Origin of the sequence: Providencia sp. PROV061 (genome assembly GCF_011045655.1) — a bacterium.
Lineage (GTDB): Bacteria > Pseudomonadota > Gammaproteobacteria > Enterobacterales > Enterobacteriaceae > Providencia > Providencia hangzhouensis.
Window position 1 is genome coordinate 1,147,877 of record NZ_CP042861.1, and the last position, 25,473, is coordinate 1,173,349.

General features: G+C 36.6%; 23 protein-coding genes. 9 read left to right on the plus strand and 14 right to left on the minus strand.

The genetic code is table 11. The features are described 5' to 3' along the window. The 3 genes from FVA72_RS05170 to gltS all read right to left on the minus strand — a co-directional run bounded on the left by FVA72_RS05170 (window position 1) and on the right by gltS (window position 3,625). Window positions 1-1,242, minus strand: a complete 1,242-nt coding sequence (locus tag FVA72_RS05170; RefSeq protein ID WP_110592286.1) for a D-amino acid dehydrogenase — start codon at window positions 1,240-1,242, stop codon at window positions 1-3. 56 nt (window positions 1,243-1,298) lie between these two features. After that, window positions 1,299-2,207 (minus strand): LysR family transcriptional regulator, encoded by a 909-nt coding sequence (locus FVA72_RS05175; protein ID WP_110592285.1) that lies wholly within the window; start codon window positions 2,205-2,207, stop codon window positions 1,299-1,301. Window positions 2,208-2,419: 212 nt separating this feature from the next. Continuing rightward, window positions 2,420-3,625 carry a sodium/glutamate symporter gene (gene gltS, locus FVA72_RS05180; protein ID WP_094960930.1) on the minus strand — a complete coding sequence of 402 codons (1,206 nt, stop codon included), beginning with the start codon at window positions 3,623-3,625 and terminating at the stop codon, window positions 2,420-2,422. Between the two features lie 702 nt (window positions 3,626-4,327). On the opposite strand from gltS, the gene FVA72_RS05185 reads away from it, so the two are divergent. Beyond that, window positions 4,328-4,732, plus strand: coding sequence for a RidA family protein (locus FVA72_RS05185; protein ID WP_110592284.1), 405 nt, complete (start codon window positions 4,328-4,330; stop codon window positions 4,730-4,732). Window positions 4,733-4,790: 58 nt separating this feature from the next. Here the strand turns inward: FVA72_RS05185 and FVA72_RS05190 are convergent, their stop codons facing one another. Next, on the minus strand, window positions 4,791-6,134 hold the full coding sequence (locus tag FVA72_RS05190; protein WP_004260651.1) for an NCS2 family permease: 1,344 nt from the start codon (window positions 6,132-6,134) through the stop codon (window positions 4,791-4,793). Window positions 6,135-6,175: 41 nt separating this feature from the next. Then, complete coding sequence (locus tag FVA72_RS05195) at window positions 6,176-7,951, minus strand: adenine deaminase (RefSeq protein ID WP_094960932.1); 1,776 nt, start codon at window positions 7,949-7,951, stop codon at window positions 6,176-6,178. A gap of 145 nt (window positions 7,952-8,096) precedes the next feature. Here FVA72_RS05195 and FVA72_RS05200 point away from each other — a divergent pair, with 145 nt between their 5' ends. The 3 genes from FVA72_RS05200 (at window position 8,097) to FVA72_RS05210 (ending at window position 10,999) form a co-directional block, all read left to right on the plus strand. Next, the gene (locus tag FVA72_RS05200; RefSeq protein WP_110592283.1) at window positions 8,097-9,023 is read left to right on the plus strand and encodes a LysR family transcriptional regulator; all 927 of its coding nucleotides are present in this window, start codon (window positions 8,097-8,099) and stop codon (window positions 9,021-9,023) included. 164 nt (window positions 9,024-9,187) lie between these two features. After that, on the plus strand, window positions 9,188-10,081 hold the full coding sequence (locus tag FVA72_RS05205) for a hypothetical protein (RefSeq protein WP_110592282.1): 894 nt from the start codon (window positions 9,188-9,190) through the stop codon (window positions 10,079-10,081). A gap of 183 nt (window positions 10,082-10,264) precedes the next feature. Continuing rightward, window positions 10,265-10,999 (plus strand): vWA domain-containing protein, encoded by a 735-nt coding sequence (locus FVA72_RS05210; protein WP_050763767.1) that lies wholly within the window; start codon window positions 10,265-10,267, stop codon window positions 10,997-10,999. 87 nt (window positions 11,000-11,086) lie between these two features. Here the strand turns inward: FVA72_RS05210 and efeB are convergent, their stop codons facing one another. The 5 genes from efeB to FVA72_RS05235 form a co-directional block, all read right to left on the minus strand. Beyond that, window positions 11,087-12,361 (minus strand): iron uptake transporter deferrochelatase/peroxidase subunit, encoded by a 1,275-nt coding sequence (efeB, locus tag FVA72_RS05215; RefSeq protein ID WP_004260629.1) that lies wholly within the window; start codon window positions 12,359-12,361, stop codon window positions 11,087-11,089. Between the two features lie 11 nt (window positions 12,362-12,372). Next, window positions 12,373-13,275 (minus strand): EfeM/EfeO family lipoprotein, encoded by a 903-nt coding sequence (locus FVA72_RS05220; RefSeq protein WP_094960935.1) that lies wholly within the window; start codon window positions 13,273-13,275, stop codon window positions 12,373-12,375. Next, entirely contained in the window at window positions 13,268-14,101 is an 834-nt protein-coding gene (locus FVA72_RS05225; protein WP_094960936.1) for an FTR1 family iron permease, read from the minus strand. Before FVA72_RS05225 ends, FVA72_RS05220 begins: the two co-directional genes overlap by 8 nt. Window positions 14,102-14,112: 11 nt before the next feature. Continuing rightward, window positions 14,113-14,448 (minus strand): cupredoxin domain-containing protein, encoded by a 336-nt coding sequence (locus FVA72_RS05230; RefSeq protein ID WP_004260622.1) that lies wholly within the window; start codon window positions 14,446-14,448, stop codon window positions 14,113-14,115. A 95-nt stretch (window positions 14,449-14,543) separates the two neighbouring features. Continuing rightward, a complete protein-coding gene (locus tag FVA72_RS05235; RefSeq protein ID WP_094960937.1) occupies window positions 14,544-15,101 on the minus strand; it encodes an iron transporter in 558 nt (185 codons plus the stop codon). A 281-nt stretch (window positions 15,102-15,382) separates the two neighbouring features. Between FVA72_RS05235 and FVA72_RS05240 the strand changes: the two genes are divergently transcribed. Together FVA72_RS05240 and FVA72_RS05245 are read left to right on the plus strand one after the other, a co-directional pair. Next, the gene (locus FVA72_RS05240; RefSeq protein WP_110592618.1) at window positions 15,383-16,312 is read left to right on the plus strand and encodes a haloacid dehalogenase-like hydrolase; all 930 of its coding nucleotides are present in this window, start codon (window positions 15,383-15,385) and stop codon (window positions 16,310-16,312) included. Between the two features lie 566 nt (window positions 16,313-16,878). Then, window positions 16,879-17,583, plus strand: coding sequence for a hypothetical protein (locus FVA72_RS05245; RefSeq protein WP_110592281.1), 705 nt, complete (start codon window positions 16,879-16,881; stop codon window positions 17,581-17,583). A 204-nt stretch (window positions 17,584-17,787) separates the two neighbouring features. Here the strand turns inward: FVA72_RS05245 and FVA72_RS05250 are convergent, their stop codons facing one another. Together FVA72_RS05250 and FVA72_RS05255 are read right to left on the minus strand one after the other, a co-directional pair. After that, complete coding sequence (locus tag FVA72_RS05250) at window positions 17,788-18,267, minus strand: Hcp family type VI secretion system effector (protein ID WP_110592280.1); 480 nt, start codon at window positions 18,265-18,267, stop codon at window positions 17,788-17,790. Window positions 18,268-18,485: 218 nt separating this feature from the next. Next, window positions 18,486-18,833 carry a hypothetical protein gene (locus FVA72_RS05255; RefSeq protein ID WP_137018913.1) on the minus strand — a complete coding sequence of 116 codons (348 nt, stop codon included), beginning with the start codon at window positions 18,831-18,833 and terminating at the stop codon, window positions 18,486-18,488. A gap of 174 nt (window positions 18,834-19,007) precedes the next feature. Between FVA72_RS05255 and rimO the strand changes: the two genes are divergently transcribed. Both rimO and FVA72_RS05265 read left to right on the plus strand, forming a co-directional pair. Beyond that, window positions 19,008-20,342, plus strand: coding sequence for a 30S ribosomal protein S12 methylthiotransferase RimO (gene rimO / locus FVA72_RS05260; protein ID WP_110592278.1), 1,335 nt, complete (start codon window positions 19,008-19,010; stop codon window positions 20,340-20,342). A 215-nt stretch (window positions 20,343-20,557) separates the two neighbouring features. Further along, window positions 20,558-21,199: a helix-turn-helix domain-containing protein gene (locus tag FVA72_RS05265; RefSeq protein ID WP_110592277.1), complete on the plus strand. Its 642-nt coding sequence runs from the start codon at window positions 20,558-20,560 to the stop codon at window positions 21,197-21,199. 603 nt (window positions 21,200-21,802) lie between these two features. Here FVA72_RS05265 and FVA72_RS05270 read toward each other — a convergent pair. Continuing rightward, window positions 21,803-22,432 (minus strand): response regulator transcription factor, encoded by a 630-nt coding sequence (locus FVA72_RS05270; RefSeq protein ID WP_110592276.1) that lies wholly within the window; start codon window positions 22,430-22,432, stop codon window positions 21,803-21,805. A 470-nt stretch (window positions 22,433-22,902) separates the two neighbouring features. Here FVA72_RS05270 and FVA72_RS05275 point away from each other — a divergent pair, with 470 nt between their 5' ends. Further along, window positions 22,903-23,898, plus strand: coding sequence for a LacI family DNA-binding transcriptional regulator (locus FVA72_RS05275; RefSeq protein ID WP_004260608.1), 996 nt, complete (start codon window positions 22,903-22,905; stop codon window positions 23,896-23,898). A 31-nt stretch (window positions 23,899-23,929) separates the two neighbouring features. Here FVA72_RS05275 and FVA72_RS05280 read toward each other — a convergent pair whose 3' ends face one another. Next, window positions 23,930-25,384, minus strand: coding sequence for a glycoside hydrolase family 32 protein (locus FVA72_RS05280; RefSeq protein ID WP_110592275.1), 1,455 nt, complete (start codon window positions 25,382-25,384; stop codon window positions 23,930-23,932). Window positions 25,385-25,473: the final 89 nt, after the last annotated feature.

Consider the following 25,473-nt stretch of genomic DNA (forward strand, 5'->3'; position numbering starts at 1 on the left):
TTACCTCGTTAATCCAGTTAAAGAAATAGGGGGTTTTTGTTCAGTTATTAATTGGCTCAGTATTTCCGCGCTGCCTGCGGCAAGTGTAAACCCTAAACTGCCATGCCCAATATTAAGCCATAAATTTTTATAGGCAGTTTTTCCTAGTATCGGTGGGCCTTTCGGTGTTGAAGGGCGTAACCCACACCAACTTTCAGCATCGTCAATTTTAGGTAATTCAGGGAAGGTATTTTTAATAATATTCTTGAGTGCTTGTATTCTATTTTCACGCAATCCTTGCTTGTCATAACCAATATCAACCATCGCAGCAATACGTAATTGATCATTAAGTTTGGCATAGACAATTTTATTGCCGTAATCAGTCACGTTAATTTTCGGAACAATATGTTCTACCTGCGGGTATTCTACGCTTAAGCTATAGCCTTTTAACCCTAAAATTGGGACATTAATATTTAGTGGTTTTAACAATTCGCGGCTACCATTGCCGGCACAAACAATAAAATCATCAGCTTGGATAGTTCCCTGGTGAGTGGCTACTCCTATAATGCAGTCATCTTGTTTAATGAAAGATTGAACATTATGTTGTAAGCAAAGATTAAATTGAGATTGCGTGAGTAAATATTGCAGTAGGTTCTTACAGAATAAATAGCAATCTGCACTCTCATCATCAGGGGCATATATTGCACCTACCAATTGAGACTGTATATTTTTTAAAGAAGGTTCTAGCCCAACAATTTCAGAGGGTGTTAATATTTTTTGAAATTGTTTATCAACCGTTTCACTGGCTTTTTGAAAACTTTTATTATCACGGTGGATAATTAATTTCCCTGATTTTTCCCAAGCAAAATCAGAAATATCACCATTGTTACGCCATTTATTCATTATTTCTTGGCTAAAAAGTGATAAACGTAAAAGATGGGCACCATTAATTTTATTCGTTTTACGGTTACAAGCTAATGTAAATTGTGCAAGCCAAGACCATTGTTGTATTGAAGGCGTTATTTTTAGATTTAAAGGAGAATTATTTTTCCCCATCCAACGTAGGCCTTGCAAAGGAACACCGGCGTCTGCAAGAGGAGATACATAGCGATAGCTGAGTTGCCCACCGTTAGCAAAACTGGTCTGCATGCCAACATCGGTATCTGATTCAACTAATGTTACGGTTTGGCCTGCTTTAATTAATGCATAGGCGGTGCTTAAACCAATTACACCAGCTCCAATAACCACCACATGTTTAGTCATAATAATCCGTAACCCATAATAACCAAGATGTTATTATTTAACGGTGAATAAGCTAACTAAACAATTGAGTTTTCATTACTAGAGTATAACTTTTGGTTAACTACTTTATTTCTTTTTTCAAGTGTGGATGCCAAAGTATTAACATAATTTTGTGCAGCTTTGGTTAATGGTTTGTCTGCGCGATGAAAAACAGATACGGCAAGATGTAAACCTTCTTTTAGTGGGTAAATCATTGACTCAGGTAGCGTATGTTCGGCTGAAAAAATATCCGTAATACTACAGCCTAAACCAGCTTGAACAAATTCTGCTGCCATATGGTAGGTATGAACACTAATATTTGATTCTGCAAACTCATGGCGCTTTTGTAATAGCTGAGATAAGGAGTCAGACCCAGGATGGATCCAACGCTCTTGGTCTATATCGGTGAGTGATACAGGGGAGTGCAATGGTAATTTGCTATCCACATAGACTAATGGGATATCAGTAATGGGAAGAACAGCAATGCCTCCTTCAATTTCAAGATTAAAGCCAATACCAATGTCGAGATCTTGTTGGGTTAATAACTGCAGAATATCCGTTGTATGATGTGTACCGATCGTGAGTTTGATATTGGGGTGTTTTTTAATAAATTGCGCGGTCACTTCAGGTACTAAGTTTAGCCCTAAGCTAGGTAGACAACCAATGGCTAGTTTACCTTGCGGATCACGTGATAAATTTTGCGCTAAAATTCTTAGTTTATCTAGATTTTGATAAACTTCTTTGGCTTCTTCAAATAGCAGGTTTGCCTCAGCCGTGGGAATTAACTTTCCTCTTATTCGCTGGAACAAGACTAAGCCAAGTTGTTGTTCTGCATGTTTTAAGGCCTTACTTGCCGCGGGTTGTGAGATATGTAAAACCTCCGCTGCACGAGTTAAAGAGCCACATGTCATGACCGCATAAAAAATATCGAGATGCCTTAATTTCATTTTCAGAAACCTACTATTTGCTTTGACTCACCGAAACCGACTATTGGTATTAATTCGCATATTCTACCGAATTAATACAAATTAATCTGAACAACTATTTATTTGGTACTGAAAATGATGAAAGGTAATTAGGCGGTTTAAATTCAATGGTGATAAAAAAGAGAAGGCCAGATGATATACATAGGTTATAGTCTGGCCTTTATGATTGTGTACTAGGTAAAATACGTGCCGATTTCGATAAAGATTTTAATTAAGATACTATTTGAAATATCGACAATAAATGCCCCTACCATTGGCACCACTAAAAATGCTTTATGAGAAGGACTGAATGCTTTAGTGACGGTCTGCATGTTAGCGATAGCGGTTGGTGTCGCACCCATTCCAAACCCGCAGTGCCCAGCACTAATAACAACTGCGTCATAGTCTTTACCCATCATTTTAAAGGTAACAAATGTTGCAAATAGAACCATAACTACCGTTTGGACAGCAATAATTATCAGAACAGGGCCTGCCATACTGGCGAGTTGACCGAATTTTAAGGACATTAGCGCCATTGCTAAGAATAATGACAAGGCAACGCTACCTAAAACATCAACAGTTGGTTCAAAAACTTCATGCTTAAATACATGGGTTAAGACGTTACGAATAATAATACCGACAAATAAGCACCAAACAAAGGTTGGTAATTGCATGACAGTATCTTTAAAAAACTCACTAATATAGCCACCGACAACAATACAGATAATCAGCATTGAGATGGTTTCAATAACATTATTAGCATTAATTTTTCGTTTGACACTAGGTTGTTCGAAGGCTTCAACGATCGTTTCTTTTTCGAGTTCAGTGCTTTTAGGGATTGAAACTTTTTTCAATAAATGACGAGCAACAGGGCCGCCAATTAACCCACCTAATACTAAACCTAGGGTTGCACATGCCATAGCTAATTCAACAGCACCAGTCACGCCATACTTATCAGCCAGTATTGGTCCCCAAGCTCCTGCGTTGCCGTGGCCACCCGTAAGTGTGATTGAGCCTGCAATTAAGCCAATAAATGGACTTTCATTAAGCATGACAGCCATTCCCATACCAACGGTATTTTGAATAGCAATTAAGATAGTCACTGCGATAGTTAGTAAAATAAGCGGCTTACCACCTTTTATTAAACGCGAAAAATCTGAGCTCAATCCAATTGATGAAAAGAACGTAATCATTAAAATGCTTTGTAGTGAAGCATCAAAAGTAAATGAATATCCAGCTGTTTTATCGACAATTAATAGAATGATAGCAACAATAAAACCGCCAACAACGGCTTCAGGAATATGGTTTTTTTGTAGAAAAGGAGTGTATTTTACAACAAACATACCAATCAATAGCGCCAAACAAGCGACTAATAAAGTGTAGCTGGCATCTAGGATCATTATTTTACCTCAAGTTAGTTTACCAGAACTTTCACCGTTGTTATTTAACATTAGCGATAAATTAAATTACTTTGCGTAACTTTTGTTTAACAATGAGTTTTGTTTGGGTATCTATAACTTTTAGTTAACTGCGACATTCTTATTTTTTCATTTGTCGAGTCATCAAATCCCGTAGTAAATTATTTATTTTCAATTTAACTATTTGTTAATTATGGTTTTTTCTGTTTGATATGTATTTGGATATCATTTATGTGGTGATTAATATTTGCACTGGTTTTATCTCGCGGTTATAAAGCCGTATTCAATATGAATGATGAGAAGTGTGATGTACCGCATGTAAGATGCTTAGCAAATGTAGGAGAAGAGGGGGAATGCTACATGATTAGTTGCTTTTAATCTCAGTAGAATGAATACGAATATTATTAATTAAAATAATAGTGTGATTTTATTAATGTTATAACTTATTGATTTATATGTAAATTTAATTATTTGAATTACTATTTATAATAGTATTAGCATAGTTAAATATGATAGAGCATCATATTGATGATGACCCCACCCCAAGCAGAACAAGCATTAGTTATTCTGTGAAAACATTTTTCTGATTTATTATACCAATCAAATAACGTTTGCCTGATATTTAATGAATTGAAAAGTGAAAGTCTTATACTGCTTTACTGTTTTATTAACGATGGAACAAAAATGGCTAAAAAATCGATAACTCCAGCGTCTGTCTTTAATTCTTTGCAGTATGGCTTTAGCCAAGCCGTAGAAACAACGGGAACCCGACAATTATTTTTATCGGGTCAGGTTGGTGTGAATGCTGCGGAAGAAACTGTTGCTGGGGGAATTTACGAACAAACCGTGCAATCATTAATTAATATTGAACATGTATTGCATGAGGCCGGTGGCGATTTATCTCATGTGGCTATGCTACGTATTTATATCAAAGAGGGCTTTAACAGCCATAAGGAACAAGCTGATATTGCGCGAGCATTAAAAGAAAAATTTCCAAATATGCCACCTGCATCTTCTTGGGTTATTGTTTCAGGGCTTTCCTTGCCAGAATGGTTAATAGAAATAGAAGCTCATGCAGTTTTGAACTAAATTTATTAGAATAGAAAAGCCGACAGTGGAAGTATCGGCTTTTCTGGCACTCGTGGTATTAGTGTTTTACTAATGTTGAGAAATAATAAATAAGAGGCACTGCAAGGATCCACAAGCTTATTGGAATTTCTCTCCATTTGCCTGCAACCGCTTTGATTAAAATATAAAATAACAGCCCACCTGCAATACCAGTACCAAAACTATTAGCGATTAACGTAATCATCACCATCATTAATACTGGTAAGCCATCAGTAAAATTGCCTAAGTCCACTTTTCGTAAGCCACTAAACATATTTAGTCCAATTAAAATTAGAGCTGGAGCTGTGGCTTGGGCTGGGATCATTAATGCGATAGGCGTAAATAACAGCATTAGTAAAAACATAAAGGCAGCAGCAAGGGCGGTCATACCTGTTTTACCCCCAGCTTCTGCGGCAGCGGAGGACTCAATGAGTGCGGTTGCCGCTGGAATACCTACCCACGGGCCTAATGCAGCAGCAATTGAGTCAACGATAAAGGGGCGGTTAATATTTGGCATATTACCTTCTTTATCTAATAAGCCAGCCTCTCCGCCAACGGCTAAAGTTGTTCCCATGGTTGAGAAAAACTCAGCAGCAAAAAAGACAAATAAGAAAGGTAGGAAAGCGATATTTAATGCGCCAATTAAGTCTACATGCCCTAGTACAGGTGCCACAGAATGTGGAATACCAATAAAGCTTTCAGGCAATTTTGTGACGCCAAAAGGAATGCCTAAGAGGGTTGCAAATAAAATTGCCCATAAAATTCCGCCTGGTATTTTGCGAGCTTGTAGTGCAATCGCAACGAAAAAGCCTGCGAGTGCAACTAATGCACCAGGAGAAAGGAAATCCCCAAGCATTAGTGCATTTGTTTTTGGGTTAGCAAGTACTAACCCTGCATTTCGAAAACCTAAAACGGCCACGAACAGACCAATTGATGCAGTTAATCCGAGTTTAATTGATTGGGGAACAGAGCGTGTAACAACCTCACGCAAGCCAAATTTAGTTAATAGGAAAAATAAAATTCCAGACCAACAAGCAATGCCGAGCCCTATTTGCCAGTCAATGCCTTCACTACCTGCGAGAGTAATGCCGACAAGAACAGAGCCTCCGATACCGGGGCCAACAATAAATGGTAAATTCGCATAGAATGCCATTAATAAACTGGCAATGACGAAGACAATAATTGTTCCAGTGGTTGCTGCGCCTTTATCCATTCCTCCTGCGGCAAGTAAACCGGGGATCACGACTAGCAGGTAAGCTGCGGCTAAAAAACCAGTAACTCCGGCTAAACACTCTGTTTTCACTGAACTCCCACGTTCACGTAAAGCAAAGCGTTTTTCCAGCCAACTCCCTGATGTTGGCGTATTTATTGAACTGTCAGCCATTAATAGGCTCTCCTATCATTATTTTTGATATTTTTAATTTTCTAAGCGTGCTTAACCGTATGGATAACAGCGTCAACGATTTGACGTGTTGTTCCGTCAGTTAATCCTAAATCGGTTAAATGTGGCCCTGCATTGCAGGCAAGACAAGTTCCCTCAATGGCTTTAAATACGCGGTAAGGTGGTTCCCAATCTGCAATTTCACTGCTTAATTCACGTAATTGACGAAACTGAGCGGCTAATTCAGGCGCAGGTAAATCAGATAACATCCCCGCTATTGGCATTGCAACATGGGCTAAAATTTGGCCATTTTGCACTAACGCCATACCTCCACCACTCTCGATTAATAAATTAGCAGCGATAGCCATATCATCGGGGTCACGTCCAAGAACAACGAGGTTATGTGAATCGTGTGAATAGCTTGTCGCAATGGCTCCGCGTAATTCACCCCAGCCCTCAAGTAAGGCTATTTGAGGTAAAGCATCGTGACGGCCGTGACGGTGTTGAACTCGAATAAGACTGAAATTATTCGGCAGTTGTACCACGCTATTTTTGATTTGTACGTCAACTTCTCCCCATTGGGTAAAGCGCGCTCCACGAATATGACGTAAACGCGCACTACCATTATTTATTTCATCAATTTTTAATGTGCAATCATTTGGGGTAATAGGTGAAAGTCGCATGGTATCGCGTGGAGGTAAAATGTCATTAGGCACATTTAATGCATTGATAAGCTGATTATTTTCAGCAATTTTTCGTCCAGACACATACACAGCTTTCGCTTTCAAAACTTCCAATGAATCGAAGATAACTAAATTTGCTTTTCTACCTGCGGCAATCAGGCCAAGGTCATGGCGTTGCAAGCGTATTGCAGCATTAAATGTAGCAAAGCGTAGTACGTCCGTTGCCGGCATTCCATGCTCAATTAAAAGGTTAAGTAACGCAATAATGCCACCTTTTTCAATTAACATATCGGGCGGAACATCATCCGTACATACTGTAATTTGCGATGATAAATGTGGTAAGGATTTTAATGCGGCAACAATATCGGGAAGAAGGTAAGGATGAGAGCCACGAATTTGTAATGTAAGGCCCGCACGCAGTTTTTCAAGGGCATCTTCAGCCGAGGTTAATTCGTGATCAGATGTGACTCCGGCAGCCAGATAAGCTTGGAGATCTGCCCCATTTAAGCCTCTTGCATGGCCTTCTATAAGTTTACCTGATGTAATTCCTGCATTTAGAATTTCTTCCATTCTATCACTGCCATGGAGCACGCCAAACATATCCATAACTTCAGCCACACCACGAACTTCCGGCCAACTCAGCATGGTTGACATTTCATCCCCAGCAAAGTCTGCACCAGACATTTCTAGGCCAGGTGTTGATGGTACAGATGAAGGGGCTGCAACCATAATATCTAGCGGCAAATTTCGGCTAGAATCAATGGCATAACGTACACCTTCTAGGCCTAGCACATTGGCGAGTTCATGGGGGTCCCAAAATACAGCTGTTGTTCCTTGAGCTAGAACTATCTCGGCATAGCGAACAGGAGGTAAGTGTGAGCTTTCTAAATGAACGTGAGTGTCTATTAAGCCGGGTGAAATGAAATAGCCTGATAAATCATGGGTTTCATTTGCATCAGTACGGGTTCCAGTAGGGTGAACGCTAGCAATTAGGTTGCCGGTGATCCCGATATCTGCAAGGCGAACTTCACCTGTGACCATATCGACAATATTGGCATTAGCGAGTAAAAGGTCAAAAGGCTTTTCACCTTTAGCGGATTGAATGACATGACGCCTGTTTTGTTCTGTTATGCTCATAAAAATACCATTCCTTCAATTTAATGACTGTTACTTTATGAGCAACGCAAACGTTTGCCAAGATGATAAAATTTATCATGCGATAAGAAATGGTTATAATGAACAGATATATTGGCTAACCCAATAAAAATAAAAGTACATTATTATGATAGAACCTTGGCAGAGACTGCCAGCACTTACGCTCAAACAACTACAGTATTTTGTGACATTAGCAAAACTGCGCCATTTTACCGAGACAGCAAATCGTCTAGCGGTGAGCCAACCTGCTTTGAGTAGTGCTTTGCGGCAAATAGAAACGGTTATTGGAGGAAAACTAATTAATCGTACCGCTTCATCCGTAACATTAACGGAGCTAGGCGCAGCAATTTTGCCACATGCACAGCAAATACTGAGTGTTTCTCACCGTGCATTTAGTGAAATTCAAAAAATAATCGTGGAAGGTGGGGATGGAACATTACGTATTGGGCTAGTTCCTTCCGTAAGTTCTTTGTTATTTCCTGCTGTACCTGAATTATTAACTCAATATTTTCCGAGGCTTAATATTGAGTTTTATGACCAAACGAATGACGCTTTGATTGATAAACTTATCAATCATGAAATTGATTTTGGCATTGGTGTGTTAGATAGCTCAGTGCCTCAAAATTTAAATATCTTTCCCTTGCAGGATGACCCTTTTGTTGCTGTTATTCATCATGATGATGCCGTGTCTACCAATGAATTTCACTTGCCGTGGAAATTGCTAAATAATCGTGATATTGCCGTATTTTCGAAAGGTAATATTCAACGTTTAGTTGCTGCTACGGTGGAAAGTCACCGACTAAAATTAAATATTCGTTATCAAGTAGATTATATTGAAACCTTATATGGCTTAGTTCGTTCAAAATTAGCGATTGCTATTTTACCACTGCTTTATACTGTACATTTACGAGACCCGGAATTGAAAGTTTTGCAATTACAACAACCGGAGTTAACGCGCACAGTCGCTTTAATTCGTAATAGCGAGCAAGCGACGCCACTAATGGACGAGGTTTTTCAGGTATTGTTAAAAGTATTGCGTGATAACAACGTATGAGATTTATCAACTAAGACAGATTACTACCGCATTTATCGTAAAGTTATTTTATTTGAATAACTGAATAATGGTTTCAATATCGATAATAATATCTTAAAGAGCGTTACAGATAGCGCTCACTTTTTATTTAATAAATTGATTTTAAAAAGCTTTGGAATAACTTTATGAATACTATACTAAAATATAGTTGTTTTATCGCCGCGGTTATATTACTTTCCGCTTGTGATGATATGGAGCTTTTAAGTGGTAAAGGTAAATTTTATTATAGTAACCCAAGCGCAAACACGATTAGGTTTAAGCTAGATGGTAAAGATTATGATGTTTTACCAGAAGATAAAGGTGTTGTTTTACTTTCTAGCGGGTTACACCAGTTAGAAAGCGATGAGGGTAACGTGACGGATTTTTTTGTCTTTGAAAATAACTCTGGCGGTATTATTAACCCAAATCATTTTGTTTATTACACATTGTCTGAAGTTTATGCCGTTGATGGCAAAGAAGAGAGGTTTAAACCTGCGAGTTACCCCATTACGATTAATGGGCACGAGCTTGAACTGCCAGTTCGCAGTTCTAATGCAACGCTTATTGATGGAAATATATTTAGGTGTAGCTACCCGGTTGGTGAAAATTTTCCAGATTCAATCACACTTTATGATGATAAGTTTGATGGAAATATTAAATCCAAGTGCTTTGATAAACATGAATTAATTGCCTATTTAGATAATGAATACGGACAAAATTTATTACCGGATCCTGCTAATCATGAAGCTGCGGATTCTATCAATGTGGTATTTATGTATGGAGTCCCAACTGTTACTTTTGATAATGAGGATGTACAGGCAAAGGCCGAAAAATTAATTCAGTTAGTTACGCGGTTAAAAAGTACCGATGATGTGAATATCCATGAAGAATTAAACCAAGAATTTCATCAGGCTATCACAGAATTAGTCCAGGAGCAGGCTCGAAGTGCTTCATCAAATTCTGTTGCGGAAAATATTAAATATAATCATTTCATTCAAGAAATTAATGTAGTAAGAGAAAATGGTATTTGGTTAAAATAGTAATCATTTAAGTAGATTTACTCTTTACATATTTACTCAAAAAACTATTTCGAGTAATAATTTTTTTGAAATTAATTAAGAAAATGCTTATTAATTATACAGAGTAATCTTATTTGAAATAATTGGCGAAAAAGCGAGATTGGGGTAGTTATATTTTTATTAACCTCACCAAGGAACTCGGCGATGAATTTATCCATACAATCTGTTTTCACCGTCATATCAGCTGTATTTTTGTTTTTATTTTCTTCTGTCGCTAGCAGTACAACTATTATTGATACCAAAAAAGAACCCGATGTTTTAGATTTAGTATTCATTCTTGATAAAAGTGGCTCTATGTCAGGTTTCGAGACTGATACAATTGGTGGATATAATAGTGTATTAACTGAAAATAAAGGAAAAAAAGCAAAAACCTACATTACAACTATTTTATTTAATGACAAAACAAGTTTACTTCATAATAGAGAACCCATTGCAAAAGTTTCTAATCTAACACTTGATGATTATCCTGTTGGTGGCTATACCGCATTGTTAGACGCAATAGGAGAAGGCATTGAAAAAATGCAAGAGAATAGAAAGGTTACTAAAAATAATAATGTCCTTTTTGTAATAATTACAGATGGGCAAGAAAATAGTAGCCGTAAATATTCCCAGGCGAAAATTAAAGCTATGATTAAGTCAGCTGAAACAGAAGATAAATGGGATTTTATTTTCTTAGGAGCCAATATTGATGCCATTTCTGAAGCGGAAAATATTGGGATTAAAAGTTCAAATGCTACTGGTTATGTGCAAGATGGGACAGGTTACGATAAAGCTTATCGTGCTGTAAATAAAGCGGTGGAAGCTAAACAAATGTCTGCGCCAATATCAGAGGACTGGAAACAGGAAGTCGAAGCGGATGTGAAGGAACGTAAAAAATAATAATGTGTTCAATTAAAAAGAGATGATATCGCTTCGAATAAAGCCCTTACGGCAAATGTAATAAGGGCTTTCATTTTATAAATATAATTAGCTAGTTTGTTTTAAGGCTGTAAACATTTTTTCAGCAAGTGTGTCTTGTGCCGATTGGACTCCAGGTAATACAAAATAGTACCCTCCACCAAAAGGCTTGATATAACGTTCAAGTGGTTCACCATTGAGCCGTTTTTGAGTGTCAATAAAGCCTGTCTTTAAATTTTGTTGAAAAGAGACAAAAACTAAGCCCATATCGAGAGTTCCTGTTTCTGTTAACCCCAGTGAATAGCTATAACTTCTTCGCCTTAGTTTTGCGGTATAACGTTCAGGGTTACGAGGCTCTGCACGGCGCATATGGGAATCAAATAAAATACGGTCACCATGAGGATCTTTTTCAAACTCAGGATCATCATGCTCATTTTTCATGCCGATTGGTGCTCCCGAGTCTTTATGTCGGCCAAAATCATTTTCTTGATCTTCTAAGGGGGTTCTATCCCAAAACTCTAAATTAAAACGAATGAGACGTACTGCTTGGTATGTCCCTCCGTCGCACCAAGACGGTTCTTGGCTGCCTTTTGTTATCCATATTAATTCGTTCATTAACGAATTGTCATCGGCAGGCGCATTTCCTGTTCCATCCTTAAAACCAAAAAGGTTGATAGGAGTTGAGTGGTTATCAATATCTCTTGCAGGTAAGAAACCATCTATTTTCCAGAGAGGAAAACTGTATGGCGAAATATGACGTAGGATGTCACGTAATGCATAGATAACGCTTTCTTGGCTATTCGCACATATTTGCAGAAGAAGATCACCACCACACCATTTTTGTTCTAGTCGATCGTTAGGAAAACTGGTCATTTCACTAAGATGTTTAGGCTTAATTTTATTTAAGCCGAACCGATTATCAAAAAGAGAATTTCCTAAAGCAACGGTGATAGTTAGTGAGTCGGGTTGTTGTTGTGTCCCAAGAATACCTGATTCTGCCGGAGGCATCTTATCGTTATTGATTGACGGCTCTATTTGGGGTTGAGTTAAGTGAGCAATACGCTGAGTCAGTAAAGTAAAAACAGTTTGTAATTGTTCGACAGAATTCGCTGTAGTATTAAATGCAATAAAAGTGGCATTTTTGGGTTCAGGCGTTAAAACACCGGCTTGGTGTAGCCCAAGATAATTGATTGCTTTGTTATAGGTGAGCTGGCAATTAGCAATTTTCCCTTGCGCTTTTAATGTTGGAGCTGCTAAAACTGCGCTACTAACTGCGAGCATTTTTAGGGCATTACGCCGAGACATTCCGTTGGTTTGCAATATACTACTAAGTTTAGCTTGCATAAATATATGCCTTAATATTTATAGTAAACATCGACATCAAGCTCAGCACGTAATTTGGCTAAGGTTTCAGCTTGCTGAGTGAGTAATGAATAAAGTGCCATTTTGTCTTTTAATTGTAATTGGCTATAGGGTTGATATGTGGTATTTGACAGTTGATATGTCTGCATTATTTGGTTAATCAGCTGTTCATTTTGCTGTATTTTATCCAGTGTTTCTGGCTTGATAAAAGGTTTAAGAACCCCAATTATTTTTTGTGCTCCCTTTAAATTAGCGGCAATATCAGTTAAATCAGACAAACTGTAGATATTTTCTTTACCCCCCAATTTCGTTTCTAAGATCATTTCAATAAAATCAGCCGAGGCTTGCACGAGCTTGGGTATTTCGATGGTTTCAGTTGCTACTCGTTTATGCAAATCACGCCCTTTGAGTAATAGCTCTTGGTTTGCCGCTAACGCAAGTTTGGCATCCTTTTGCATAAATAGCTGGTACTCAACAAGATGAAACCCCGTAAAGCGGTAATCTGTTTCTTTATCGAGGAAATAATCGGCTCTTGGGTTAATTGTCCTATCCGTATTACCAAATAAAATAATAATCGGGCGCACTGTTTCATAGTACTGGTGAGCTTGAATATATGCTGTTTGAGCTTGTTGCAGCTTCCCTTGCTGTAAATTCTGTTGCAACAATTCCAATTGTGTGACCATTTCTGCCAATTGATTAGTGGCAAAGGTTAAATAGGTTTGGATTGCATGTTGATATTTTTCTGGAGTGGGTATATCACCTTTAGCAATAATGATGTTGTCCCCTGTTTGCACAGGGGATCTTAGTGCTTTACTTTGAACCAAAGTAGGAATGGCAACACTGAGTATTAAGCTAAAAGACATCCATTTGATATTCCGCCTCAGTGAGCTAGACATTTTTTTTGCTCCGAGCAAACAATGGGATCACAATAGCCCAATAAAGGACAAAGGTAATGACGCTGAGCCAAATCGGTTGTGAACGGTAGGCAAAGAAAGAAGAGATAAAATTGCCAGCAATACCAGAATCATCGAGAAATGCAGTTGTATCCCAAGCGGGGTAAATTAAAAACTCAGGGATAGCGAAATCATATTCAATCAATAAGTTAGCACTTTCTTCTACACCTTTAAGTAAGAGAGATAATGCGAGGAATAATAAAATAACCCCTGTAACTTTAAAGAAGATAGACCACGAAATTAAGCGATTTGTTAGTAGGAAAACATAAAGTGTAAGACCTGCAATCGCAATTCCACCACCGACCTCGATAAAGAAAGTCGAGGCATTAGATGTGGTTAGCGACATAATAAAGCTAGATAGGAAGACGACGATTTCACTCCCTTCGCGGGCAATGGCAATAGCAATAATCAATGCGGCTCCCCACCAGTTATGGTGGGCGGCATTACGTCTTATTCCTGATTCAATTTCGGATTTCATTGAACTTCCATGTTTGTTCATCCAATACACCATTTGGACAATCAGGACACAGGCGAGTAACTCCATAAAAATCATAAATAGTGATTGCCCAGTGTCATCGAGGACATTGAATACGCCATAAATGAGAAGCGCCAATAAGATTGAGGTTATAACCCCGATAGCGACACCAGCCCAAAGGTATTTCATACCATTATGTGCGTCAGGGTGACGTTTAATCCACGCATAAATAATGCCAATGACAAGTAGCGCTTCAAAGCTTTCACGCCAAACAACAAACAGAACTTGTCCCATGCTAAATCCTTTTATTTCGCAATGATCTCGCCTTTGGGGTGAGAAAGGTGGAAGTCATCAAAAAAAGTGTACGTACCAGGTTTCAGTGGTGCGATTACCACTACTGAGCTTGCACCCGGCGCTAAAACTTTTTCTTTTCTTAATTGAATGCTTTCAAACTCTGCGGGTTCAGTACCTGTGTTGGTAATTTTAATGCGGATAATCGTTTTTGCAGGAACTTCAAGAACTCGCGGGATGAGATCACCATTTTTCATTTCTAATTCGACAGTATATTTTTCTGCAGCAAATGAAGATAAGGGAACTATTGTACAAGTGATAACCAGTAAAAAGCTCAGTAATGTTTTCATTTTGGCTTGGTTTATCCTTTAATAACGACAAACAAAAAAGGGCTTACGCAAGATAACTCCCTTGGCTAAGCCCTTATCTAATTTTAATAAAAAAATTAGTAACTACCTTTACGGCCAACACCTGCGTAGTCAAAGTCCCAAGAGACTTCGAAAGGTTGGAACCAAGGGGCTACACCTGTTTCTTTATCAATATGGCGCCCAAAGGCAACTTCTTTATTGTGTGATGGCGGGTAAATTTTATAGGTGACGCGGTATTTACCATTGCCATCTAATTTAATGTTTTCCCCATAATGAGGGCCATCACTCGCCACCATAGGCATAAATGTGCCTGTTTGAGTTTGTGGTTTATCACCGAGTTTAGTCACTGAATACTCAATGGTCAGGTAAGGGATCCAATCGCCTTCTGCAAAGCCATTTGGGTTATCTTCAACAGCGTGAATATCTGCTTCTAAGTGGACATCTGCTTTATCTGCAGCTAAGTGAGACATCGCATGATGGCCTTCTTCGGTATCCATTGTAATGGGCTGTAAATAAACACCTTGGATTTCCATTCCGTTTTTGATCACAGGGTGACCGAGAGGGTACTCTTGAGCTAATGCTGAGATTGAAAACAACGCGAGACCTGAAACAGCAGCTTTATAGGCGAGTTTCATTATTTTTGTCCTTACCATAAGTGATATAGAGTAGTAATGATAATCATTACTATTAATAAAAAACAAGTGATAATTTCTGATAAGTTGACAACGCGTTGCTGAGAATGATTATTTTTATATAAAAATCTATGTGTTAGAAAAAGTTATTATTCTTCAAAAAATAACTTGCTAATAGTGTGCTCTATTAGGCAGTTTATTATTATCTACGTGATATATTTTGAATGTAGATATTCATGACAAATGAGTTTTTCATCAATTTTGTTGAAACTAAAGGTATAGCCATGCAACGACGTTATCTTGATTGTTCAGCTTCAGAAATCGCAAAATTCAATAAAAAGAATCTATTAGAATCAATTAAAGCCAGTGAAGGGCGAATATTGGTTTCTGAAACCATTGGTATAATTCAGCCTGTATTAATGACGGTAACGAATGCTGAATTAGCTGCAAGCCAAGGTGCCGATATCCTGTTGCTGAATGTTTTTGATGTTAATCAACCGATTATGCAAGGTCTGCCCGAAGGGATTGAACCCGAAGAAATCATTCGAACGCTTAAGCGTTTAACGGGGAGAGCAATAGGCGTTAATTTAGAGCCCGTACCTGAGGGATTTAATAATCCAACACAGGATGCGCAGTGGAAAATGTCAGAGGGGCGGTTAGCAACAGTAAAAAATGCCATTAAGTTAAAAGAAATGGGTGCTGACATTATTGTTTTAACGGGAAACCCTGGAAATGGAGTCACTAATCAGGAAATTAACCAGAGCCTTAAAGAGCTTAAAGCTGTTGTTGGCGAAGATATTGTGCTTATTACAGGGAAAATGCACGCGGCAGGGGTTTTGAATGCCTCGGCTGAGCAACTCATAACAGAAGATGATATTCGTACCTTTATTAACAGTGGTGCAGATATCATTTTGCTTCCGGCTCCAGGAACGGTCCCCGGGATCTCGTTAGAGTTTGTGCAAAAAATGGTGGGTTATTGCCATTCCCAAGGTGTGATGACAATGACAGCGATTGGGACTTCTCAAGAAGGCGCAGATTTACAAACTATTCGGCAAATAGCATTAATGTGTAAAATGGCCGGGACAGATTTACATCATATTGGTGATTCAGGGTATAACGGAATTGCATTACCTGAGAATATTTTAAATTATAGTATTGTGATCCGAGGGGTTAGGCACACTTACTCACGTATTGCTCGTTCAATTAATCGCTGATTGGCATTTTTAGGTGGTTTTTACAAAATGATTTGTGAAAATCACCGACTAAAAGCAAGATTTGTTTCTATCTATTCTAGATTTAAATTCATATTATTTTCGATAAAAATTTATACAATTCCCTCAATTCTTCAGGTAAAATTTCGCCCATTTTTCTAAAACAATATTTATAACACAATAAAAGAAGTGAGTTATGTCGCAAAATACTAATCCGGTACCAAAAATTGGTTTCGTTTCACTCGGCTGCCCGAATGATGGAAATGCTACAGTTTTATCGGGTAATTGAGAATTAAAATAATATTTAAATGTAAGTGCAACTTTCTTTGTCATTGGCTATATGTTGAACGCATATTGTTATTACTTCGATATAAAAAGATGTAATAGTTAAATGTGGGTTAGTTTCAGTAAGTTACCATCTTAATGGGTGTTTTCAATGCAATTACGTTATTTTTAGTTGAATATCACTATTGTGTTCATCTCATAGCATAAAAATATTAGCTCTTTCGTTTTGTAATCATTCTGCTAAACTGAAATTTAGCATAAGTCATTTTAACTGGTACAAATGAATGGATTACATTGAGCAACATTTTATTAATCTGACAAAAGAAGAAGAGATGATTGCTATTGCGATGGATAAAGGCATTGCAGGGGTTCAAGAAATAGCAGTTGATGTTTATGATGCATTAGGTGATGGGCTTAATCGGTCAATGAGAAGAGCGATCTCTTATGCTTTTAATGATGATGAGTATAATGTCATACACAACCAAGATAGTAGGCTAGTTTCAGCTATTAGAACATTTTCATTTGATTATAATCCAATAAAAGATATTGTTAATACTTATATTGAATTAGCACTAATTGAAAAAAGTGAAAGTGAGGTAAACAGCATTTATGATAAGATACTTAAACGGTTAGGTCATAGTGCAAAGCTTGCAACAAAAAGACTTACAAAAATGGTTATCATTGAAGCTATAGTTGAATCACTATACCAAATAATTCTATTTAGTCCTGTTGTTAGAAAAAATGTTAAAATGGTTTCAAATATTGCATTTACAGCAATTGGTGGTTATGGTCGGTTTGAACAAGCGGCTATTGCTGCTGAGCAGTTAAGTTGGAATGACCCATATTTTTATTGGAAGCTTTATGGTAAGGGAATTGAAATGCTGTATTTCATTCCAAAGCCTAAGTTAGAGAAAGGGTTATATCTTGTAAATGGAAAGCATACTGATGACGATATAGCATCTACAATAGTTGATTTGATTGTAGGATAATTTAATGAAGGATTTTATATCTTATTTTTTTAAAGACTTACTAAGTAATGTATTGATTACAGTAGCTACTATTAGCGTAATCATTATTTACATTATTTTCTTCCCAAATCATTGGTTTTTATTAAGCTTCATTACCATCTGTATAGTTCCATTTTATCGAAAGATAATTCTTTTTTTTAAAAGGTGAAAGGTCACCTTTTAAAATTAAAAAACATTATCATTGGATATTGAATATCCCTCTGTGCCTGACATTAAATGTCGCCATGATATAGATTCGTACTTCATTAATAACTTTTCATATGGCATCAATTCATTATTGTTAATGGAGTTAGGGTAAACGCAAGAAACTTCAACTAATGAAGCTTTTGTTAATTTTAGCTCATAGAATTTTTCTAATCCGCCTTGCCCGCTTGTCCGATAAAAGTAAAAGACAGCACTAAATAATTCATTATTATTCAATGCAACACCTAGCAATGGTGATGATTTATCTATAGGTTTTAATATTTGAATTGGATGATGGGAGGAGTTTTGTGTTCTTGTCATTGAATGATTTAAACCAATAACTTGAATTTCATTTTCATGACCAAGCTGATAACGATTACCAATTGAGTCTTTGGATGAACATCCAGTAGAAATTAAACCTTGTTTATCGCCTTGTAAGCTTAAATAGATCAAATATGACATGGTACTTCCTATATGCTAATAATTTTGTGGTAAATATTGTAAATTTAACTTAGGTAATGTGCAATGAAAATAAACAGTGACTAAAATCACAAAAAATAGAGTTTCAAAAACTCTAAAAATAACAAGTTTCTTGGCTGCCAGAATGATGGTAATGCTACAGTTTTGTATGGTTATAATAATCTAGTGCAAGAAGTACTAATATCAGAGAACATAAAAACTCAATCAAACCAATAAGGTATATGGTTCTTAATTAATATTGTTGGTTCTAATTGTACTGAGATTTCAGGCAATCCACTATTTTCGTTACACTTTATTATCATAGTATTTTTATCTAATCTTATTATCTCGACATAGCGGATAGGTTGTACCATAACATTAACATCATCGACTTTAAGCATTAGCGTTACTCTGCCTTCTAGTGCAGTAAAGTAAAATAATAAAGTAACATTTCGTTTTTTATACTCATAACCAAATGTTATGTTATCTTGTATATCTTTTAAGAATGGCTCATTTTCGAAAAAACATAGAAAATCAATTTCATCTGGAAGTTCGGTAATTCCCATCATTTTGTCCTTTTATTCTGTCATTATTATATGCCTGTGGATTGTATAGTGTAAGCTTAGTCCTAATAAATTTAGCTTTATTTTCGACAAAAATTTATACAATTCCCTCAATTCTTCAGGTAAAATTTCGCCCATTTTTCTAAAACAATATTTATAACACAATAAAAGAAGTGAGTTATGTCGCAAAATACTAATCCGGTACCAAAAATTGGTTTCGTTTCTCTCGGCTGCCCGAAAAACCTAGTTGATTCAGAACGCATTTTAACTGAATTACGCACTGATGGTTATCAAGTGGTTCCAAGCTATGATAATGCTGACTTAGTCATTGTGAATACTTGTGGATTTATCGACAGTGCAGTGCAGGAATCATTAGAAGCGATTGGGGAAGCACTGAATGAAAATGGTAAAGTGATTGTGACAGGATGCCTTGGTGCGAAAGAAAACCAAATTCGTGAAGTACATCCAAAAGTTTTAGAAATCACTGGCCCACATAGCTATGAGCAGGTACTTAATCATGTTCACCACTATGTTCCGAAGCCTGAACATGACCCTTTCTTGAGTTTAGTCCCTGAACAAGGGGTAAAATTGACACCAAAGCATTATGCGTATTTAAAAATTTCCGAAGGGTGTAATCATCGTTGTACTTTCTGCATTATTCCTTCAATGCGAGGGGACTTAGATAGCCGTCCAATCGGGGATGTGTTAAATGAAGCTAAGCGTCTGGTCGCTTCAGGAGTCAAAGAGTTACTGGTTATTTCCCAAGATACTTCTGCATATGGTGTTGATGTTAAAAATAAAACGGGTTTTTGGGATGGTCAGCCTGTAAAAACTAGCATGGTGGGGTTATGCGAACAACTTGCTTCAATGGGCGTATGGGTGCGTTTACATTATGTTTACCCTTATCCACATGTTGATGATGTTATCCCGTTGATGGCAGAAGGTAAAATTTTACCTTACTTAGATATTCCATTACAGCATGCAAGTCCGAAAATTTTAAAATTAATGAAACGCCCCGGTGCCGTTGAAAGAACACTTGAGCGGATTAAACATTGGCGTGAAATTTGCCCTGAACTCACCTTACGTTCAACATTTATTGTTGGATTTCCCGGTGAGACAGAAGAAGATTTCCAAATGCTATTAGATTTCTTATTGGAAGCTAAGTTGGACCGAGTCGGCTGCTTTAAATATAGCCCTGTCGAGGGAGCGAAAGCGAATGAACTAGCTGATCAAGTTCCTGAGGAAATAAAAGAAGATCGTTATCATCGTTTTATGCTAGTACAACAGCAAATTTCTACACAGCGATTACAAGATAAAATTGGTAAAGAAATTTTAGTCATTATTGATGAAGTTGATGATGAAGGTGCTATTGGCCGTAGTATGGCTGATGCACCAGAAATTGATGGTATGGTTTATCTCAATGGTGAATTTGAGGTTAGCGTTGGGGATATAGTGAAAGTATTAGTTGAGCATGCAGATGAATATGATCTGTGGGGAAATATTGTTACTGCTTAATTTAATAAAAGCGTTCTAGAAGTGTATATGGCTAACTTAGATAGATTCAGTTAGCCATTTTCTTTTTTACCACATTGATTTACTACTTTTAATTATGAAAAATTGATGTGGATCAATGGTTGTAAACCTATCAATTAATAACTTGATCTAGAATATAATAATTAAATGGCAAATTGACATAATCAGATAACTCTTATCGAAGAATAAGGATAACTATGTCAACTCATTTAATATTTCCAACTACAACACCTGTAAAAGAAAGTATTTATAATTCAGATAATTATGAATATATCGTAGAGCTTGCTCATACAACCATTGAGAGCGGATTAGCCTCGTTACATGATAATAATATTCGCAGTTCTCTACTGAGCACTGATGGGAAAACGCTTTGGCTCAGTCATGAGCTTGATGGTAACTTTGAGATAGCAAATTTACTATCTGATAATTTAACTTATGGGGCTCAGCTTAGGTTGTATGCAGAGCCAATTGAATTACATGGAATTTTTTATTACTTAGCACCAGTGTATTCACATACTGGTGAGCCTGTACTCGTTGTTGTTTTATCTTCAACTAAGAATAGTTGCAATATTTTGTTTGCACTTACGCAATCCTTAGCAAGGGAAGTGAGTGAAAAATTGAAATTTCGCTATTACGAACAAGGTGTTTTTAAGGTAGATAAGGACGAACAACGGTTCGCTAACTTAGATATTCATTCAGTTGAGAAAGCTTTGATTATTGAAGTTGCACAAGCTTGCAAAGGTAAAATTCAAAAAATGCATAAAGTCCTTGATATGGGACGGACAACATTATGGCGCAAGCTAAAGCAGTACGAAATTAACATTAAGGACTACAAATAGCTCTTCTATATGCTCTGAATGGTAAAAAAATAGCGCTTTCGCGTGTTTTTTGAACAGCTACAAAGCATAAAAACAGCGAAGCGCGAAATATTTACCAACATTTTGAACGACAGCCGATAGATAAATAAAGCGTAATCTATCTACTTGTATCGTTACTTGATGTATCGAGAAAACAAAATGAAAACGATGCTTATTATGCTTGGATACGGTAAAGAGGTATGTCGTTTGTAGCCTTATTTTTTTAGTTTTATGAGAGAGAAAGTTTGTTGATAAAGGTTATTGTTTTACTAAAAAAGTAGTGAGATATGGGGAGGGTAAATAATACTTTAATAACTAAAAAAAATGTAATTTTATTTTGTGATTATTAGTGGTTATTATTACCATCTGAATTATTAATTTACTTAGGTTTTTAATCCATAACAGAGTGGTGTTGTTTTTATCACTTATAAAAATAAGTTATTATTTCAAAATTAACAGAATATTAATCTATATTTATCTAAATTATAGTACCTTTAGGTATTTTTCATATAGTTAATTTCTGATGGCTTAGAATCAAGCCATCAGAAATAATAACGCTATAAGAAGGTAAACATAGCATATAGATTAAATATATCTAGGATAGGTATTAATATATTCGTATTCTTGAATAAGTTGTGGTAGTGATTTTATTCCTAATTTTGTATAAATATTAGAGCGATGTACCTCTACAGTTCTTGGTGATAATGACAGTTTTTCTGCGGTTTCTTTACTGGTATTACCTTCTAATATCATATCCATAATTTCTCTTTCTCTAACCGAAAGACGATTAAATTTATCAGAGAGATGAGTATATTTTTTATGCTTTTCATGCATACTTAAAAATAATTCCATCGCGTTACTAATGGAATTTGATATTTCGATGTCCTTGAAAGGAAAAGGAAAAAAATCAAATGCTCCAGCTTTAAAGCTTTCTCGACATAGACTGATAGAAGGCTCTTCGGCAAGTACAATGAATGGAACAATACCAAATGAATTATTTATATTGTTTAATCGATTAATACGATTTTCATCATTGTTTAAGAATAATAAAATACATTCCTTTACATTACCCTCATTAGGATAAGTATAATTACTCATAAACACTTCTTCGTTATTATAAAATCTAAAGATAAAACCAAAAGATTCCATCATTAATTTCAGTTTATTCTTAAAGACATTATCACTTTCTACGATTACGTGAATGGTGTTATTCATCACCATACTCCTGTTGAACTGATTTGATATTCATACTAATCTGATAAAATACGTAGATAAATAAAGTGAAATTTAAATTCCACAATAATATTTTCTACTGATCGTTGTTTTTTTTATTAATGTAATACTGACCTTAATTTATATTAAAAACATCATCTAGTTAAATTTAATATAAAAATAGAAACAATAGTTAAAGTTTGTGTCATTGGGTAATATTCGATTAATGACGTGTAACATTTTAGGTGATTTTACTTATTAAATGTGTTTTTATCATAAAGTGATAGACAGAAATATTGCTAAAGCTAATCAATAATATCTTAAATCATTAGTCATAAAAAGTCTTAGATGTACACTTATGTTGTTTTTTGAGGTGATAGCTCTTAACTTGTGAATTGACGAAGATTAAGTACTTTTTATATCTAACATGTTAAAATTAATACTTACCTAGTTTTGATGAGTGAATATACTTAATGGCTTCTTTAAAAGACGTAGCTCGACTTGCAAATGTTTCATTGATGACTGTATCAAGGGCAATTAATAGCCCTGAATTACTAAAGCCTGAAACCTTGAAACAAGTCCAACAAGCTATTGAGTCACTCAATTATGTCCCTGATTTTTCAGCGCGAAAGATCAGAGGGAAAAGCTCTAGGGTTTCGACAGTTGGTGTTTTGGCCCTCGATACAGCAACTACCCCTTTTTCTGTAGAAATCATTCTTTCAATAGAACAAACCGCGAGACAATTCGGCTGGAGTAGCTTTGTAGTTAATATTACATCTAGCGAAGATAGTGAAAGAGCTGTCCGACAATTATTATCTCAGCGGCCTGATGGTATTATTTATACTACGATGGGGCTTCGAGAAGTAGCGATTCCAGAAACATTACATAATAATCGTTTGGTTCTTGCTAATTGCATAGATAAAAATGGGCAGTTCCCTGCTTATGTGCCAGATGATTTTAATGGTCAATTTAATGCAGTAAAACGCTTAATAGAGAAAGGGTATCGAAATCCTCTTTGTCTTTATATTCCGCAAGAGACACTTGCTGGAAAAATGCGCCGTGAAGCAGTGGAGTCTGCGTGGGCAAGTGCTGACTTACCGCTAGCATCACTTCAGCAACACCATTTAGAGTTAGGCGATGAGCATTATTTAGATGTTATAGCTTTAATTAATAGTCATTTTAAGAATAAAAAACCGAATTTTGATGTCATTATTTGTGGAAATGACCGTATAGCATTTTTAGCTTACCAAGTACTACTTAGCCGTGGCTTACGTATTCCACAAGATATCGCAGTACTTGGCTATGATAATATGATAGGTGTCGGGGAACTATTTTATCCTCCATTAAGTACGGTTGTGTTACCGCACTATCAATTAGGCCAACAAGCCGCTTTACACATCATAGAAGAACGGCAGCAAAATAGTGTTGAATATGTTGCTTGCGACTTGTTAGAACGTAATTCTTTTTAACCTTGCAGAGAAAAGCAAATCTAGTAGCTTGCTATTCAATGGATTTTTTGATCTCCCAATAAATCGCTTTTTCGAGCTTTGCTTGCTGATTTATTGCAAATAATCTTAAGTCCCGCTCACTTTGATGGGGGTAGATTCGACAACTAAAGTTGAGTTCACCATCATTAATAAATACTTCCAAGCTAGAGTGATCGATAAAAGCATTTATTTTAAGTTGATGACCTTCAGGTATTGGCGCACAACGACTATCACTAATTGTATATTCAGGGTAATGACGCATTAAGGTTAATTGCTGACTTTGGTTATCAATGTAAAACTGTACGCCGTATCCTACCCAAAAGCCGAATTTTTCAGCAGGGCTTTGCGGTAAGTCCCAGATAAGTTCTATTTCACAACTTGTCGCATTCTCATTCAGTATGATTGTGCTGTTTTTAGCTAGTGTTGTTGCGGGAAAATGGCTTGCGGACTGACGTAATGTTTTCAATTCCTCTATAGGTTTAGCGACAATTTTACCTTGTTCATTCAGTGTTAGCTCTCTAGGTAAAGTAAAACATCCTGACCACCCATGTTTTTGTGTGGGCATATGGCTTTCCCACATATCCATCCAAGCGATAGCGATACGGCGGCCATCTTTAGCTAAAAAGGTTTGAGGTGCGTAAAAGTCTTGGCCGAAATCAAGTTCTGTAAATGCATGTGAAATTTTATAAGATGAATTAGGAGACCAATTACCAACCAAATAACCATTTTGAAATAGATTTCGATACTGATAATTTTTTGCCTTTTTTCCTTGAGGTGAAAAGAGGGCAACAAATTGTTCACCTAATGGAAAGAAATCAGGACATTCCCACATATAAACATTATCGTCGTCAGTTTTTGCCAGAACTTGGTAGTTTTGATCCCAATTTAATAAGTCTGTACTCTTAAATAAAAGTATTTGTCCTTGATCTTGGGAGTCTCTTGCGCCGACGACCATCCACCATTTTCCATCTTGTCGCCAAACTTTAGGATCTCGAAAGTGCATATAACCATCGGGTGCAGACAGCACAACACCTTTCTTTTCGAAATGAATACCATCTTCACTGATTGCAACACATTGTGATTGGATGATTTGACTATCATCACCTGGATTTGCTAACCAGATGTGGCCCGTGTAGAACAGATATAATTTATTATCGTAACTAATTGCAGATCCTGAGAAACAACCATCTCGGTCATAGTCTTCACTAGGTGCTAACGCAATTGCCTGATGTTCCCAATGTACCATATCTGTACTTGTTGCATGCCCCCAATGCATGGGGCCCCAAATCGCACTAAATGGATGATGTTGATAAAATGCATGGTATTGGCCTTGATGATAGATCAAACCATTAGGGTCATTCATCCAGCCTGCATAAGGGGCAAGGTGGTATTGTGGGTAAAACTGCAAGTCCATATTTTTCCTTGCTGTTTTGATGGCTTCGTTGGCTAGTTCAAGTTGTTTTTTCATTATGGCTTCCTGAATGTTTTTCGATCGCAATAACAAAATAAGCACATGAAATTCAATAATAGGTGCGTTTATTTGCTGGTTTCTTTATA

Coding starts and splice junctions, on each gene's coding strand:
- FVA72_RS05200 (WP_110592283.1), top strand. CDS start 8,097: ATGATAGAACCTTGGCAGAGACTGCCAGCACTTACGCTCAAACAACTA.
- FVA72_RS05255 (WP_137018913.1), bottom strand. CDS start 18,833: ATGATGGGAATTACCGAACTTCCAGATGAAATTGATTTTCTATGTTTT.
- FVA72_RS05185 (WP_110592284.1), top strand. CDS start 4,328: ATGGCTAAAAAATCGATAACTCCAGCGTCTGTCTTTAATTCTTTGCAG.
- FVA72_RS05265 (WP_110592277.1), top strand. CDS start 20,558: ATGTCAACTCATTTAATATTTCCAACTACAACACCTGTAAAAGAAAGT.
- rimO (WP_110592278.1), top strand. CDS start 19,008: ATGTCGCAAAATACTAATCCGGTACCAAAAATTGGTTTCGTTTCTCTC.
- FVA72_RS05210 (WP_050763767.1), top strand. CDS start 10,265: ATGAATTTATCCATACAATCTGTTTTCACCGTCATATCAGCTGTATTT.
- FVA72_RS05240 (WP_110592618.1), top strand. CDS start 15,383: ATGCAACGACGTTATCTTGATTGTTCAGCTTCAGAAATCGCAAAATTC.
- FVA72_RS05275 (WP_004260608.1), top strand. CDS start 22,903: ATGGCTTCTTTAAAAGACGTAGCTCGACTTGCAAATGTTTCATTGATG.
- FVA72_RS05270 (WP_110592276.1), bottom strand. CDS start 22,432: ATGAATAACACCATTCACGTAATCGTAGAAAGTGATAATGTCTTTAAG.
- FVA72_RS05230 (WP_004260622.1), bottom strand. CDS start 14,448: ATGAAAACATTACTGAGCTTTTTACTGGTTATCACTTGTACAATAGTT.
- FVA72_RS05190 (WP_004260651.1), bottom strand. CDS start 6,134: ATGGCTGACAGTTCAATAAATACGCCAACATCAGGGAGTTGGCTGGAA.
- FVA72_RS05220 (WP_094960935.1), bottom strand. CDS start 13,275: ATGTCTAGCTCACTGAGGCGGAATATCAAATGGATGTCTTTTAGCTTA.
- FVA72_RS05235 (WP_094960937.1), bottom strand. CDS start 15,101: ATGAAACTCGCCTATAAAGCTGCTGTTTCAGGTCTCGCGTTGTTTTCA.
- FVA72_RS05250 (WP_110592280.1), bottom strand. CDS start 18,267: ATGTCATATTTGATCTATTTAAGCTTACAAGGCGATAAACAAGGTTTA.
- FVA72_RS05280 (WP_110592275.1), bottom strand. CDS start 25,384: ATGAAAAAACAACTTGAACTAGCCAACGAAGCCATCAAAACAGCAAGG.
- FVA72_RS05225 (WP_094960936.1), bottom strand. CDS start 14,101: ATGGGACAAGTTCTGTTTGTTGTTTGGCGTGAAAGCTTTGAAGCGCTA.
- FVA72_RS05245 (WP_110592281.1), top strand. CDS start 16,879: ATGGATTACATTGAGCAACATTTTATTAATCTGACAAAAGAAGAAGAG.
- gltS (WP_094960930.1), bottom strand. CDS start 3,625: ATGATCCTAGATGCCAGCTACACTTTATTAGTCGCTTGTTTGGCGCTA.
- FVA72_RS05170 (WP_110592286.1), bottom strand. CDS start 1,242: ATGACTAAACATGTGGTGGTTATTGGAGCTGGTGTAATTGGTTTAAGC.
- efeB (WP_004260629.1), bottom strand. CDS start 12,361: ATGCAAGCTAAACTTAGTAGTATATTGCAAACCAACGGAATGTCTCGG.
- FVA72_RS05205 (WP_110592282.1), top strand. CDS start 9,188: ATGAATACTATACTAAAATATAGTTGTTTTATCGCCGCGGTTATATTA.
- FVA72_RS05195 (WP_094960932.1), bottom strand. CDS start 7,951: ATGAGCATAACAGAACAAAACAGGCGTCATGTCATTCAATCCGCTAAA.
- FVA72_RS05175 (WP_110592285.1), bottom strand. CDS start 2,207: ATGAAATTAAGGCATCTCGATATTTTTTATGCGGTCATGACATGTGGC.